Below are 13,118 nucleotides of genomic sequence, written 5' to 3' on the forward strand. Positions count from 1 at the left end.
GGCGCGTGAGCTGGAGGCGCTGATCGGGGCGAACAGGAGCGTGCGGGCATGACGGCACCGAACTCCCCGGCGGCCGGCCCGCTCTCCGCCGCCCAGGCCATGCGCATCGGCGCATTGGCCATCGTCGTGGCCGCCCCCGACGCCCTCCGGCGTATTCGGGACTCCTTGCCACCCCGGCGAGACGACTGGCCCACGCTCGCGCGGCACACATTCCGCGACGTAGAGGAGTACCCGCCCGGCTTCAAGGGGGCGAGAAAGGAGATCGAGGATCTGCTCGGCCCGTGTGGCCCCGACATCCGGCAGGCGATCGGTGCCGCCGCCGGCGCCCGTGTCGGCAGCCGCTCCTATGAAGAGGTGGTGCTCGGCCTCGGACTGGCCGCCGCCGATTTGTATGTGGCCGGACGCGCCGCCGAACGTCTGGGGGCGATCCGCGACCTTTTCGCGGACCATGAGCACGCCCACCGGATCCGCGAGCTGTTCGAGCGGGCGATGAACGATCTGACCGTCGCGCGGACGGCGGTGGTCGGGGCCGTCCGGCTGCTGAACAGGATGCCGCGTACGCGGCTCTTCCCTCCGGAGGTCGAACGGTCCGCCAGGTCACTGTCCAAGCTGGCGGGCGGGCCGCTCCCGGCCTTCGACGGTTCGCCCGGCGAGCCGGCCGACCGGCGCCCGCGCCGACGCCCGGGGGAACTCTGGTGTGAGCAGGTCGAACAGGCGATCTGGACGCTGGACGTGGCTTTCTCCCTCCCGCAGGCCCCGGCCTGGCCTCCGCCACCGCCGTCGGCCGCCGAGGCCGCCGCGCTCGCGGAGATCCTCGCCCGCCCGGACGACACCGAGGCCCGGTCGCGTTGGGCGGAGCTCGCCGAGGCGCGTGGCGCCCCCCAGGCCGCCCTGGTCCGCACGCAGGTCGAGGCGCGCGAGTGGGCGCGGCGCTGGCCCGATCTCGACCGGCTCGAACCTCGGAGGAGCAGGTTCCTGATCGTGTGGCATCCGGAGTGGGCGGCGCCCGTCAGGCGGCTGGGCGCGCGAGATGTCGCCTTCCGCCGCGGCTTCGTCGAATGGGTGAGCATCGACGCCGGGACCTTCCTGCGCCGGGGGCCCGAGCTCTTCGCGGTGGCGCCGATCCTGTACGTCAAGCTCACCGGCGTGGCACCGCTGCTGCCCGACCTGCTCGCCTCCGGGCTGTTGTCCCGGCTGCTCGCGCTGGACCTGTCCGGTGAGGGGCTCGACGACGGTCACGTGGCGGCGATCGCCGGGGCTTCGGGACTCACCCGCCTCCGGTCGCTGGACCTGAGCTCGAACCCGATCAGTGCCGCCGGCCTGGCTCACCTGTACACCGCCGCCGCACTCCCGTCGCTCGTGTACTGCGATCTGGACGGCACCTCCTGCGGCCCGCTGTACTGGCTCGGCTGGACGGCGCAGGAGTATCCGACCGAGGAGTGGGTGGCGACCCCGCTTCTGGTGAGCCTCGAAGCGGACTTCGGGAAGCGGGCCTGGACGACGCCGTACCGGACGCCCCCGGATTTCGACACGCTGACGGTGCTCATCGACCCGAAGACCGGCAAGCCACCCACTCCGCCAGACTGACGCCCGCACCGCGCGCGAAGCCCACCGCGCTCGACCTCTCGCGGCGCGGTGACGCTACTCGCCGACCCACAGGTGGGCCTCGTCCGCGTCGCAGATGAGGACTCCGCCCTGTTTGTTCAGGGCGCGCTGCTCAGGCCCGAGCCAGTCCTCGTACGGGATTCCCCGCGCCAAGTAGAGGAACGAGAAGTACTCGTCGACCAGAAGACCGATCTCGTGAAACCACACGGCCTCGTAGATCGTCGGTGGCCACTCCGGTTCATTCTGATGGAGGCGAAACGGGAGCATTCCAATCTCGGTGCGCAGCTCGCGCGCGGTCTCGGCGAACCAGTCAGCGAACTCAGGCCCCGAGATCTCGGGATGCTCTCCATGCTTGATCTCGAAGAAGGTCAGCGCCGAGATCCCGATCGAGACCAGCTGATGCCCTTCGAACGACTCCGTATAGATGGTCGCCTCGAGCGAACGCCATCTCCCACGCAAGAACCGGCGCGCACCGCCGTCAGGGACCTGGTAGCCGACCGCGGCCGCGGCCTCCTCTGTCGTCCGTACGCCGTCCTCCACCGCGACGAAGAACATCAGATGTACCTCGTTCATGCCCATGCTCAGACCTCCGATCAGTACCTACACGTCCGATCAACGGGAATGTGGTCGCGACGCCGACCCGGGCGCGTTCATCTCATCGATCGGGCACTCGACGCCCCTGCCCGTCGTCTGGTGGCTCGACCTTGTGCCGCAACTCCAGGAACACGTCTTGATCGCCTGCGCCCGCGTCAGCCAAGGTCCTGCGGCCAAAGGGACCGAAGAAATCAAGAGGAAATCAATGGCCATTTGTTGCGTGGGCAGGCCCGTGGCGTCTGTGCTCCCGTTTCCGCGGCTGCCGTCTGACTCTGCGATCAGGTGAGTGATCGGTCGACCACTCTGACCATCGCCGCCACGTCGTCGCCCATCAGGCCGGCGACGCTCATGACGTGTACGCGTTCGATGGACTCCTCCGACGTCGCCGGCCATGCCCAGATCGCGATCCCGGCCTCCTGTGTGGCCTTCACCGCGGCCGGAGCGAGATCGGCGTGGTGGTGCTGGATGATCTCGGCGCCGATCCGGCGGGCCTGGGCGATCAGGGTCTCGGCCCGGCTCGGCCCGCGCTCGGGAAGCCGGTCGGGAGCCAGCCGCAGGCCGGGAGTGGCACGGGCCGCCTCCGCGAGCGCCTCGTGGTCGAAGGACGCGACGACGTCGCGGTCCAAGCGGCCTCGGCGGGCTAGTTCCTGGGCGACGGCGGAAGCGACGAACCGCTGTTCCCTCGGTGTCGCGCCCTTGGCCTCCAGGCACAGGGAGATGTCGGCTTCCTCGGCGAAGTCGAGCAGCTCGTCCAGGCAGGGCACGCGTTCGCCGGCGTAGTCCTGGCCGAACCAGCCGCCCGCGTCGAGCTCGCTCAGCTCTGCCCAGGTGAGGTCGGCGACCGGCCCGGCGCCTGTGGTGGTCCGGTCGAGTGTCTCGTCGTGCATGAGAAGGAGCACCCCGTCGCGGCTGCGCCGGACATCAGCCTCGATCATGTCGGCGCCCAGCTCGGCGGCTGCCCGGTAGGCCGCCATCGTCTGTTCGGGAGCGAGGAGGGAGTTTCCCCGGTGGGCGATGATCAGGGGTCGGTTCGGCATGACGGACCTCCGCGTCGGCTGCAGATTCCTTGACAGGGCAAGACTGTGCCCGTACCTCACATTTTAGCAAAGTCATCAGTCGTCATATCTCTTAGTTTCCAAGGACGGCTCGCCGGTCGCCTGCAGTCAGAAAAGTGGCCGTGGGCTCCCCTATTGGTCATTACTGCGACGCTCTTCGTTCTGGTATGCGGCGCCAACAATGGGTGCCCTCACGGCCAGACACCGGTCCGGCGCCGTTCTACGGTCGCGGTGGTCGCGGTGGCATCGGCGGCGGAGCGGACCACCGCGCCCGGGAATGCGCACCCCGCCCCGCGGATCTCACTCACCGTCACTCAGCGATCCGCGGGGCGTGGCGGGCGCGGCGCCGACCGCCCGCGAGAACGCCGGTCGCATGCGGCAGCTCTACCAGACCGCGCCGGCCGACCTGTTCCGCAACGAGATCTCCACGAGCGTCCTCAAGCGCCGCGAACTACTGTGCCGGTTGGACGTGATCGGCCTCCGGCTCCGCGCGTGCGCGGACGTGCTGTCCGACGCCCTTCAGAAGCGCGGCCACTGATCTCGCCGTGGAGCTTCATCTCCATCGGCAGCCGGACAGTCGATATCCGTTTAATTCCACCGCAGTAACGGTGTCGCGATATCAACCCATACCTGGCAAGTCGCATGTTTCCGCAGGAAAACCCGCCTAACCCACCCATGATCGAATACAAAGCCAGTCGGCAGACATATTACGTCTATTTACCCGGCGTCTCTGGGTCCGCCATGAGCCGGATTCCCGACTGTCGCGACCATCCGACGCTCTCATGATTGGCAGGCCGCGAATGCACTCCTCCCTGCTACGGACCCTCGTCACTTCAACCCTGATGGTGGGGCTCGCCGCGTGCGGCGGTGCCGACACCGGGAGCGGAGGCAGTGGTGCCGACCGCGACAGTGCCCCACCCGTGAAAGTCCTGCTGATCGGCTACCACGACGAGGACGGGATCGACGCCGTGACCGGCGCGAAAACGCCGGGGATCCAGCAGCTCCAGGCCGCGTTCGACAAGGCCAACCCCGATATCACGATGGAAATCATCAGCATTCCCTGGGGCGAGGGCGCCACGGGATACGCTCCCAAAACAGAGGCGATGATCAAGGCCAACGAGGCCTGCCTCTACGAGATGCCCGCCGGCCCGGCCATCGGTCCCCGAGCCGACTGTGACCTCGACGGCGACGTGGACCGCCGGTCGCGCGAGGCCATGCGCTCCGCGCCGATCATCACCTACGTCAACGCCAATCACCTGATCCTCGCGACGGACACCGAACTCGTCAGTGTGTCGGCCGCCGATCCACGAAACGTCTTCTGGCGCGTTCCCCTGCCCGACAGCCCGCGAATCACCCGCCCGTCCCCCACCGACCGCCAGATCGCCACCGCGTCGATCAGTTACCACCAGGGCCGTGTTCACGTCCGAGAACACGCCACCCTCTGGACGTTCGGATGACTCCCGGGCCCCCGTGAGCGCCTCCCGGGTCTCCGGCCCTCGGCCGGGCGCGTACAGCGGGCAGTCACCCGGGCGTTCTCCGACTCCGGAACACGCGGGTAAGGAGCGCGGGACCGCTACCCGGTTCGTGGAAGACCACGACGAGGTCACCCGGACTCACCTTGGCGTTGCGATGCCACATCCTCTGCGAGAGGGCCGCGGTCACCACCGTCGCGTCCAGCACCCTGACCTGGAAGCGCAGATCGTACCTACCTTTGGGTCCGGGCCAGAGCGCCAGGACCACACCGAGCGTGTACACGTGCGAGCCGGACGGGCGGGCCAGCTCCGCGGCGGCCGAGCTGCCGGACCTGATGGCCTCGAAAGCCGTGCGCAACTCCCCGTCCGTCCATCGCGGGGGCCGGAACTTCGGCGCCTTCCGGGCGTACAGGTAGGAGCCGATCGGAATCGCCAGCGCCACGACGATGGCGGCGTATCTCGCCCACTCCCCCATGGCCACACTCCTTCGTTCCCTTCGGCCGGGCAGGATGCGGTGCCGTCATGCCGGGAGCTCCCCGTTCCCGTCATCGAGCAGGAACCGGACGAGCGCCCGCGCCTCGGGCGGCAGGCTGCCGTCGTGATACCAGTAGGCCCGCCGCTCGCCGTAGCGTTCGACGTGCAGCTGATAGAACGCCGAGTCGGGCACCGGTGGCGGGAGCAGGCCACGAACGTCCTCGGTGGGCAGTGCCCTCACCAGCGCGTCCAGCTCACGTGCCCGTTCGGCGGGCAGGTGGAAGCCGTCCACCGAGATGTCCCGATCCAGGGGCGGCATGCCCCCGGAGAGACGGAGGCGAACCCGTAGCGTCCTGTCGTACACCGCGATCGTCCCTCATTTCCATCGCTGGGTCGTTCTTCTCCGGGCGCCGGTACGGAAGGGCCCGGGAAGGCGGGCCCTTCCGCGATGGGATGGTGCCGGGCGGGTGGTGTGTCCGGCACCGCATCATTCTGTATGGCGCTTAGACGATCTTTCCGGACCAGAGGTTCTTGGCCGCGCCGCTCATGTCGTACGACATCTTACGATGGCATAAGACGTCATATGACCTTAGTGAGCGCGCGTTGATCTGTCCACATCTATCCGATCAACCTCCGCAGCCCACCCTGTGGTGCTCCGCCCGCGGAGCCCGAGGCGGCCTTCAGGGCCCGAATCCGCGCCGGTGAAAACCCCGCCGAAAGCCGCGATGAACTTCGCGTCCCGATCACGGATGAGGAACCGGAGGTGTACTGCTTCAAAACCGGGAGACCTCGACGAGCCCTCCGCACGTTCACAGGGCCCAGGCCGATGCCGGAGCGGTGCCGGTCTGGGTGCGCTGGGTACACCGGAAAACGCCGCTCGATGTCGTCACCCGACGATGTCTTCGTGCGACAGCGCCGACAGCGCGCGCACGGCGCGCAGAAAGCCACGCCGATCGGCCGGCGGCAGCATGGCGAGCAGACGGTCCTCGTTCGCCTGGATGCCGGCCTGTGCCGATCTGCGCACCCTGCGACCGTCCTCGGTGATCAAGAGCAGCCGGGCGCGACGGTCACCGGGGTCCGGCGTACGAGAGATCAACCCGGATTCCTGGAGTTTGTCGAGTGTGCTGATGATCCGTGTCTTGTCGGCGCCGATCGCCTCCGCGAGTGCGGCCTGCGTGCGCACCGGGTTGTCGTCAAGCGCGCTGAGCACGACGTAGCCCCACATGGAGATCCCGTGCCTCGCCAGCACCGGCAGCTCCGCGGCGATGAGAGACCGCACCAGGGGCTGCAGCATCGCGGCGAGGTCGCGGCGGTCGCCGTCCTGACCCGTCACATGGTCAAGATACCTGTTGACAGATGATAAGCGCCTGTTGATTATAAGCACATGCATATGAATATTGAGGTCCCCGCCATGGGGGCGAACCCGCGCGAACCCAACGCGCTGACGACCGAGGTCGATCTCGTCGCACTCAACGCCCGAGCGGTCCGCACCAGCGTCGACGTGGCCGCACAGGCGACGGCCGCGGACATGGACCGGCCGACGCCATGTGCCGGATGGACGTTGCACGGCCTGCTGACCCACATGACCACGCAGCACTACGGCTTCGCGGCGGCGTCCAGGGGCGAAGGCGACCCGGCGTTGTGGAAACCGCGCCCTCTTGGGGACGACCCCGTCGAGGCCTACCGCGCCTCCGCCCGGCACGTGCTGGCGGCCTTCGCCGCCGACGGCGTCCTCGACCGGATGTTCCCGCTGCCGGAGGTCGACGCCGGCAGGCCGTTCCCCGCGATGCGGGCGATCGGCTTCCATTTCATCGACTACGTCGTACATTCCTGGGATGTCGCAAGGACGTTGGGCATCGCAGTGGGGTTCGAGCCGGAACTGCTCGACGTCGCGCTCGTCGTGGCCAGGGCCGTACCCGTGGGCGACGCCCGTCTCGCGCCCGGCGCCGCCTTCGCGCCAGAGGTCTCATGGTCCGGCGGATCACGTCTTGACGAGATCGTCGCGATCCTCGGCCGCTCTCCGGCCTGGCCCCGGTGAACCCGCCGGAACAAGGGCCGTTCGCCGCTTTCCGCACATCTTCCGATTCCGTCCCAAAGGAGCGTTCATGAGCACAGGCGTCAGGCTGATCCGCAACGACCGGCTCACGCAGAAGGTGGACTACGCCTACGCGGCGGTCGCCGACACGCCGGTACGCGCCATCTGGGTGGCGGGGGCCTGTCCCCTCGACACCGAGGGCAAGACGGTCGCGATGGGTGACTACGCGGGGCAGACCCACCAGGTGATGCGCAATCTCGTCACGGCACTCGACGGGGCGGGAGCATCGCTGACCGATGTCGTCAAGACCACCGTCTACGTGGCCTCCTCCAGACAGAGTGACCTGGTCGAGGCGTGGGAGGTCTACCGCGACTACATGGGCGCACATGACGTCCCCAGCACACTGCTCGGCGTGACGGTGCTCGGTTACGACCACCAGCTCGTCGAGGTCGAGGCGGTCGCCCTGATCACCGATGATCGCCGAGCACCGGGACGCGCTGAATAACGGACGCTGCGCGGATTCTGGGCGTTCGTCGCTTTTATGACGAGGTCACGGGTGGCCACTGACGAGGTCTCTGGTTCGACGATCATCGGTCCGGCAGAGTCGTGGGCATCCGCAGAACCGAAGGGACCCTGATGAAAACCCTTGCCCTCTTGTCCGCAGCCGCCCTGACGACCACGCTGTTCGCGACCCCGGCGCACGCCGCCGTCACGCAGTGGGGCGCCTGCCTGCCCGGCCAGGGCGTCGATCCCCGACAGGAGTGCACGACGATCGAGGTGCCGATGGACTACTCCGCCCCCGGTGGTCCGTCGGTCACGCTGGCGGTGTCGAGGATCAAGACGGCTCGCCCCGAGGTCCGCCGTGGCGTGTTGCTGATCATCCCGGGCGGTCCCGGCAGCCCGGGGTTGAACCGGCCCAGCACCCTGGTCAAGAAGCTGCCCCAGGAGGTGCTCGACCGTTACGACATCATCGGGTTCGACCCGCGTGGCGTGGGAAAGAGCTCACCCGTCTCCTGTGGTCTCGCGCCCGCCGACCTCTCCCTCACGCGGCTCAAGCCGTACCCCGACGCAGACGGCGGCGTCGCCGAGAACGCGGCGTGGTCGCGCCGGATCGCCGAGGCCTGCGCCCGCAACGGCGGGCCGCTGATCCGGCACATCAGCACCCGCAACCACGCCAGGGACATCGACCGGATCCGGGCGGCGCTCGGCGAGGACAAGATCTCCTACTGGGGGGTCTCGTACGGCACCTACGCGGGCGCCGTCCACGCCACGATGTTCCCCGGCACCACCGATCGAGTGGTCCTCGACAGCAACGACGACCCCGATCCGCGCAAGGTGTCGCGCCAGTGGCTGGCCAACTACGCCGTCGGTGTGGAGGACAGTTTCCCCGACTTCGGAGCCTGGGCGGCCGCGCGTGACAGCGACTACGGCCTCGGCACCGACGCGGCCGCTGTGCGCGAAACCTTCCTCGATCTCGCCGCCCGGCTGGACCACGAGCCGCTGGCGTGGCCGGGCGCCAAGCCGGAACAACTGTTGACCGGCAACCTCCTGAGGGAGACGCTGCTCAACGCGCTCTACTCCACGGCCAATTACCCGATGCTGGCCGGGCTCATGAAAGCCGCGCTGAACCACGCCGAGCTGCCCATGCCGAACCAGCCGGAGGAGGCCGCTCTCCAGAACACCGCCGCGCACGCCGGTGCCACGATGTGCAACGACATCGAATGGCCGAACTCGATCGCCCGGCACGAGCAGCAGGTCAAGCGCAACCGGGCCGTCTACCCGCTGACCGCGGGCATGCCGGTCAACCTCGGGCCGTGCGCGTACTGGCCGTTCACGCCTGCGGAGCAGGCCACGCGGATCAGCTCGCGCGGCCCGGCCAACGTCCTGCTGATCCAGAATCTGCGCGATCCGTCCACGCCCTACAGCGGGGCGCTGAAGATGCGCGAGGCGTTCGGGCAGCGGGCTCGCATGGTCGCCGTCGACTCCGGCGGTCACGGCGTCTACCTCGCCAACGGCAACGCCTGCGGCGACCGGACCGTCACCGACTTCCTCGTCACCGGCCACCTGCCCGCGCGTGACCGGAAGTGCTGATGACTCGGCCATGACACACGACGGCTCGGTTCTGGCGGAAACCATGGCGCCGGTGTGAGGAACATCGCCCCCATGTGGTGACATAGCGATCCACCATGATTCTGGAGGGTCGCTGTGTCGCGTCGTGCACGCTGGATCGTCGTCGCCGTGCTCGCCGGATTCTCCAGCGTCTACGCGCTGGCCGCCCCCTACGGCGTCCTTCTGGCGGGCCCGATGTTCGCCATGCAGCTGCCGTACGTTCTGCGGCTCCCCCGTCCCGCTCGTCTCCTTCCCGCCCAGGCCGTGATCGCCTACGCCGCCACGGCCTGGCTGGACGTGCCGGTCGGCCTGCTCGGCTTTCTCGGCGGCTCGCTGCTGCTGACACGGCTGTGGCCGCTGGCGATCCCCGTCGCGGTGAGCGCCGCGATCATCGATCGTGAATCGCTCGACTCCACGATCTCCATGATCCTCATCTCGCTGATCATCTATGGTCTGACGCGGCTCGTCGAGCAGGTCGACGAGGTGCAGGCCACCAGGCTCGCCCTGGCCGCCGCAGCGGTGTCGGAGGAACGGCTGCGCATCGCCGCCCAGCTCAACGACGGTCTTGGCCGGGCCCTGGCGGGGATCACCCAGGGGTTGTCGGCCGGGGATCCCAGCCGCGAGTCCATCGCCGAGGTTGTCGGCACCGCGCGCCTGGCCCTGGCCGAGGCCAGGTCTGCGGCCTCCGGCTACCGCGCCACCTCGCTGGCGCCCGAGATCACCACGGCTCGGGCGATGCTGAGCGCCGCCGGCGTCCCCGTCGAGGTCCAGATCGGCCACACCGAACCGCTCGGCCCCCCGGGGGCGCTGCTCGCGGCGGTGTTGCGGGAGTCGGTCACCCAGGTCGTTCGGCACGGCGGCGCCGCCTTCTGCGCCATCGAGACCCGCGTCCTCGCCCATCAGGTACGGCTCCGCGTGACGAACGACGGTGTGCCCAACGCCGGCGACGAACTCCTCGGCGACCTGCCCGCCCGGCTCGCGGAGGCAGGCGGCACCCTCACCACCAGCCTGTCATCCCAGGGCCACCACGTCGTCGAGGCCATGCTCCCGCAGCCGGACGAAGAGAGCACCACCCTGTACGACGAGGAGCATGCCTACGCTCTGTCGATCAGCCTCCTGACCGCGATCCTCGTGGGCTTCAGTGCCAAGGCACTGCTCCAGGCCCCCTCCAGCCTCCTCATCCCCGGCCTCGTCCTGCTGGCGGCGATCGTCTTCGTGCAACTGCGCTCGGTCAGGGGACAGCACACGGTGGGACTGCTGGTCATGGCGGCGCTGACGTACGCGCCGATAGCGGTGTTCGGCCGGGCCTGGCTGGGTATCGCCGGGTTTCTGGCCGGGCCGCTGCTGCTCGCCTTCCCGTGGACATGGGGGCTGCACCTGGTGGTGGGGGTGATGGCCAGTGTGGCGGTGATCGGCTTCCTGCTCGGGCTGCCGGCGCCCGTCGTGGTCAACTACACGGTGAGCACGCTGGTGACGGGGCTGGTCATCTACAGCCTGAGCAGGCTCGCCCAGGTAGTGAAGGAGTTGCGGGAGGCCAAGGAGGAGCTGGCCAGGACCGCGGTCGTCGAAGAGCGGCTGCGCGCCGCCCGCGACCTGCACGACCTACTCGGGCACAGCCTGGCGGCAATCTTGCTGAAGTGCGAGCTGGCCAGGCGGCTCGACGCTCCGCGGGCGCGCGTGGAGCTCGCCGAGGCTCTGGAGATGGCCGAGCGGGCCAAGGCTGATCTGCGCGCCGTGTCCGGTGGGCAGCTGGAGTTGGAGCTCGCCGCCGAGGCGGAGTCCGCGCGCTCCGTGCTGACGGCCGCGGGGATCGAGGTGTCGTTGTCACTCGGGCACGAGGCGCTCGCCTCCGGCGCCGAGACCGTGCTGAGCGCGGTGCTGCGCGAGGCGGTCACCAACGTGCTCAGGCACAGCTCCGCCCGGCACTGCGCGATCGCGACGGTGACAGAGGGGAAGGGGGTACGGCTGCGCGTCCGCAATGACGGGGTGGCCTCGGCGAAGGGGCGTCCTGGTTCGGCGGGGGTGGGGAATCTGACCACCCGGCTCGAGACCCTGGGCGGGCGGCTCGCCACCTCGCACGGGGAAGGGCGGTTCGAGCTGACGGCCTGGGCGCCGTACGAGGGCGCTGCGGTGGGCAGCTGTTAGATCCAGCCGGATTCGGTGGCGATGCGGGCGGCGTCGGTGCGGTTGCGGGCGTTGAGTTCGGCGGTGATCGTCGTCAGGTCAGGCGACGCCATGGCCAAGGCCATGACCTGGGCGGATGACATTATCGGCAGGAGTGCGGTCTCCCTCTCGGTGGTCTGCGGAGACGCGTAGCTGGTCCGCACGAGGTAGCGGAAGGGATCACCCAAGCGTAGGACAGCGATCATTCGTGCGACTCAACAGGTGCTCTCTTCGGAGGCGGCGGCGGTCGCGACATCTCGTGCATACGTATGCCGCGCGCGCAGCAGGATGAGCCCGTTGGCCACCAGTGGCGCCAGCATGATGAGGAAGGCGTATTCCAGGCCGCTCGCCCGGCTACCGGGGGCGCTGAACATGTCTGCGACGAACCCGAACACCACGGGGGCGCCCGCTTCCGCCGTCCTCCGCAGGAGCGTGCGGGCGCTCTCCGCTCGTCCCCAGAGCCGGGAGTGCATCACATCGAGGCGTGCGGCGTCCAACGGGGGGTTGGCCGCCGCCAGCGCGAACGCCGCGGCCATGAACAGAGGGATCGCCACCACCAGTGACGTGGTCATTATCGCGGGCAAGAACAGCACCACCGAGATGATGTAGGCCGACGCGGGCACGAGGACGCGCGCGTTGGGATGCCTGTGTCGCATGAGCCGGTCGGCCAAGCGTCCTCCACTCAGCACCCCCGCGAGAGCACCGAGACCGACGATCGGGATCAACCCGCTCACCGCTATCTTGCCCACGCCGTAATGCCCGCTGATGAACTCGACGGCGAACGTGCCCAGCCCGGCGAAGAAGAAGTAGCCGACCGCGGACGCGATGATCATCACTCGGTTGGTCGGAATCCGTAGCGTGTAGACCACTGCGCGCCACATCGGCATCCTCGCAGTGTCCTGGTGCAGGACCAGCGCCGGTTCAGGGGCGATCGCTTGCCGCTTGATAGCTACGTGCGCGAGGTCGTCGTGCCCGGCGTCATCTCTTTCGTCGCCGCTCCCTCTGTGCGGCTGACGCCGTCCTCCCTCCGGTTCCATGCGACTCCGGCCGCCACGCGCCGGCTCGGCGAGCCCACGCTTGACCACCCCGAACATGACGAGCCCGACCAGGGCGAGGAACCAGAAGGAGAAACGCCACGACAGCAGGTAGCCGAGGTCCCCGATCAGGATCAACCCGAACCCGGCGCCGAGCATTTCACCGGCGAGGATGAACCCGTAGATCCGGCCGCGCGATCGGAGCAGCCGACGCGCACTCGGCCGCTGATCCTGGCCGCCACTGACGAGCCCCGACCACCGTGTTCACCTCGTCCGGCCTGGTCGCGCCGCTGTACGCACTACCCGGTACGCGTCGGCGAACACGTTGGCAGGAACTCCATGGACACCCGCAACGCCCGGACTGGTCAATCCGATCTTCCAGAACGCGTTCCTACCGTAAATATCCCTAGCGCGAATCCTTCATGGAAGAGAATATCAATACAACGCCGAGAATTACTGCCGGCAACGAACTCGCGAATACTCCGATAGTTGACGGTCGCATATGAGACTCGCCCACGCTCATCATTATCATGGAGCATCCGATGAGCAACCCACCCACAAGGCAGAGCAGAACTCC

At 68.5% G+C, this 13,118-nt stretch carries 14 protein-coding genes; 7 read left to right on the plus strand and 7 right to left on the minus strand.

Going from position 1 to position 13,118, the window contains the following annotated elements:
• The first annotated feature begins 48 nt into the window (after positions 1 to 48).
• A complete protein-coding gene (locus IMZ11_RS18015; RefSeq protein ID WP_228642889.1) occupies positions 49 to 1,587 on the plus strand; it encodes a hypothetical protein in 1,539 nt (512 codons plus the stop codon).
• Positions 1,588 to 1,641: 54 nt separating this feature from the next.
• On the opposite strand, the gene IMZ11_RS18020 is transcribed toward IMZ11_RS18015, so the two are convergent.
• Both IMZ11_RS18020 and IMZ11_RS18025 read right to left on the minus strand, forming a co-directional pair.
• Positions 1,642 to 2,184: a hypothetical protein gene (locus tag IMZ11_RS18020; RefSeq protein WP_228642891.1), complete on the minus strand. Its 543-nt coding sequence runs from the start codon at positions 2,182 to 2,184 to the stop codon at positions 1,642 to 1,644.
• A 293-nt stretch (positions 2,185 to 2,477) separates the two neighbouring features.
• The gene (locus IMZ11_RS18025) at positions 2,478 to 3,236 is read right to left on the minus strand and encodes a glycerophosphodiester phosphodiesterase family protein (RefSeq protein ID WP_061261078.1); all 759 of its coding nucleotides are present in this window, start codon (positions 3,234 to 3,236) and stop codon (positions 2,478 to 2,480) included.
• 349 nt (positions 3,237 to 3,585) lie between these two features.
• On the opposite strand from IMZ11_RS18025, the gene IMZ11_RS18030 reads away from it, so the two are divergent.
• Together IMZ11_RS18030 and IMZ11_RS18035 are read left to right on the plus strand one after the other, a co-directional pair.
• Positions 3,586 to 3,792 carry a hypothetical protein gene (locus tag IMZ11_RS18030; protein WP_228642893.1) on the plus strand — a complete coding sequence of 69 codons (207 nt, stop codon included), beginning with the start codon at positions 3,586 to 3,588 and terminating at the stop codon, positions 3,790 to 3,792.
• 382 nt (positions 3,793 to 4,174) lie between these two features.
• Positions 4,175 to 4,711 (plus strand): hypothetical protein, encoded by a 537-nt coding sequence (locus IMZ11_RS18035; protein ID WP_228642895.1) that lies wholly within the window; start codon positions 4,175 to 4,177, stop codon positions 4,709 to 4,711.
• A gap of 64 nt (positions 4,712 to 4,775) precedes the next feature.
• On the opposite strand, the gene IMZ11_RS18040 is transcribed toward IMZ11_RS18035, so the two are convergent.
• The 3 genes from IMZ11_RS18040 to IMZ11_RS18050 form a co-directional block, all read right to left on the minus strand.
• The gene (locus IMZ11_RS18040) at positions 4,776 to 5,201 is read right to left on the minus strand and encodes a hypothetical protein (RefSeq protein WP_228642897.1); all 426 of its coding nucleotides are present in this window, start codon (positions 5,199 to 5,201) and stop codon (positions 4,776 to 4,778) included.
• A gap of 45 nt (positions 5,202 to 5,246) precedes the next feature.
• Entirely contained in the window at positions 5,247 to 5,564 is a 318-nt protein-coding gene (locus IMZ11_RS18045) for a protealysin inhibitor emfourin (protein ID WP_308066809.1), read from the minus strand.
• A 522-nt stretch (positions 5,565 to 6,086) separates the two neighbouring features.
• The gene (locus IMZ11_RS18050) at positions 6,087 to 6,533 is read right to left on the minus strand and encodes a MarR family winged helix-turn-helix transcriptional regulator (RefSeq protein ID WP_228642901.1); all 447 of its coding nucleotides are present in this window, start codon (positions 6,531 to 6,533) and stop codon (positions 6,087 to 6,089) included.
• Positions 6,534 to 6,584: 51 nt separating this feature from the next.
• On the opposite strand from IMZ11_RS18050, the gene IMZ11_RS18055 reads away from it, so the two are divergent.
• The 4 genes from IMZ11_RS18055 to IMZ11_RS46235 all read left to right on the plus strand — a co-directional run bounded on the left by IMZ11_RS18055 (position 6,585) and on the right by IMZ11_RS46235 (position 11,489).
• Positions 6,585 to 7,238 carry a TIGR03086 family metal-binding protein gene (locus IMZ11_RS18055; RefSeq protein WP_228642903.1) on the plus strand — a complete coding sequence of 218 codons (654 nt, stop codon included), beginning with the start codon at positions 6,585 to 6,587 and terminating at the stop codon, positions 7,236 to 7,238.
• Between the two features lie 67 nt (positions 7,239 to 7,305).
• Positions 7,306 to 7,740, plus strand: a complete 435-nt coding sequence (locus tag IMZ11_RS18060) for a RidA family protein (RefSeq protein WP_228642905.1) — start codon at positions 7,306 to 7,308, stop codon at positions 7,738 to 7,740.
• 149 nt (positions 7,741 to 7,889) lie between these two features.
• The gene (locus IMZ11_RS18065; RefSeq protein WP_228642907.1) at positions 7,890 to 9,326 is read left to right on the plus strand and encodes an alpha/beta hydrolase; all 1,437 of its coding nucleotides are present in this window, start codon (positions 7,890 to 7,892) and stop codon (positions 9,324 to 9,326) included.
• 114 nt (positions 9,327 to 9,440) lie between these two features.
• On the plus strand, positions 9,441 to 11,489 hold the full coding sequence (locus IMZ11_RS46235; RefSeq protein ID WP_228642910.1) for a histidine kinase: 2,049 nt from the start codon (positions 9,441 to 9,443) through the stop codon (positions 11,487 to 11,489).
• Here IMZ11_RS46235 and IMZ11_RS18075 read toward each other — a convergent pair.
• Both IMZ11_RS18075 and IMZ11_RS18080 read right to left on the minus strand, forming a co-directional pair.
• On the minus strand, positions 11,486 to 11,713 hold the full coding sequence (locus IMZ11_RS18075) for a hypothetical protein (RefSeq protein WP_228642912.1): 228 nt from the start codon (positions 11,711 to 11,713) through the stop codon (positions 11,486 to 11,488). The genes IMZ11_RS46235 and IMZ11_RS18075 overlap by 4 nt on opposite strands.
• A gap of 9 nt (positions 11,714 to 11,722) precedes the next feature.
• Complete coding sequence (locus IMZ11_RS18080) at positions 11,723 to 12,748, minus strand: MFS transporter (protein ID WP_228642988.1); 1,026 nt, start codon at positions 12,746 to 12,748, stop codon at positions 11,723 to 11,725.
• Positions 12,749 to 13,118 lie beyond the last annotated feature (370 nt).

The sequence above is a fragment of the Microtetraspora sp. AC03309 genome (assembly GCF_020826795.1).
GTDB lineage: Bacteria > Actinomycetota > Actinomycetes > Streptosporangiales > Streptosporangiaceae > Microtetraspora > Microtetraspora glauca.

Bases quoted from the DNA above. Each gene is read 5' to 3' on its own strand.
- IMZ11_RS18015 (WP_228642889.1), top strand. From the start codon at position 49: ATGACGGCACCGAACTCCCCGGCGGCCGGCCCGCTCTCCGCCGCCCAG.
- IMZ11_RS18020 (WP_228642891.1), bottom strand. From the start codon at position 2,184: ATGGGCATGAACGAGGTACATCTGATGTTCTTCGTCGCGGTGGAGGAC.
- IMZ11_RS18025 (WP_061261078.1), bottom strand. From the start codon at position 3,236: ATGCCGAACCGACCCCTGATCATCGCCCACCGGGGAAACTCCCTCCTC.
- IMZ11_RS18040 (WP_228642897.1), bottom strand. From the start codon at position 5,201: ATGGGGGAGTGGGCGAGATACGCCGCCATCGTCGTGGCGCTGGCGATT.
- IMZ11_RS18055 (WP_228642903.1), top strand. From the start codon at position 6,585: ATGCATATGAATATTGAGGTCCCCGCCATGGGGGCGAACCCGCGCGAA.
- IMZ11_RS18060 (WP_228642905.1), top strand. From the start codon at position 7,306: ATGAGCACAGGCGTCAGGCTGATCCGCAACGACCGGCTCACGCAGAAG.
- IMZ11_RS18075 (WP_228642912.1), bottom strand. From the start codon at position 11,713: ATGATCGCTGTCCTACGCTTGGGTGATCCCTTCCGCTACCTCGTGCGG.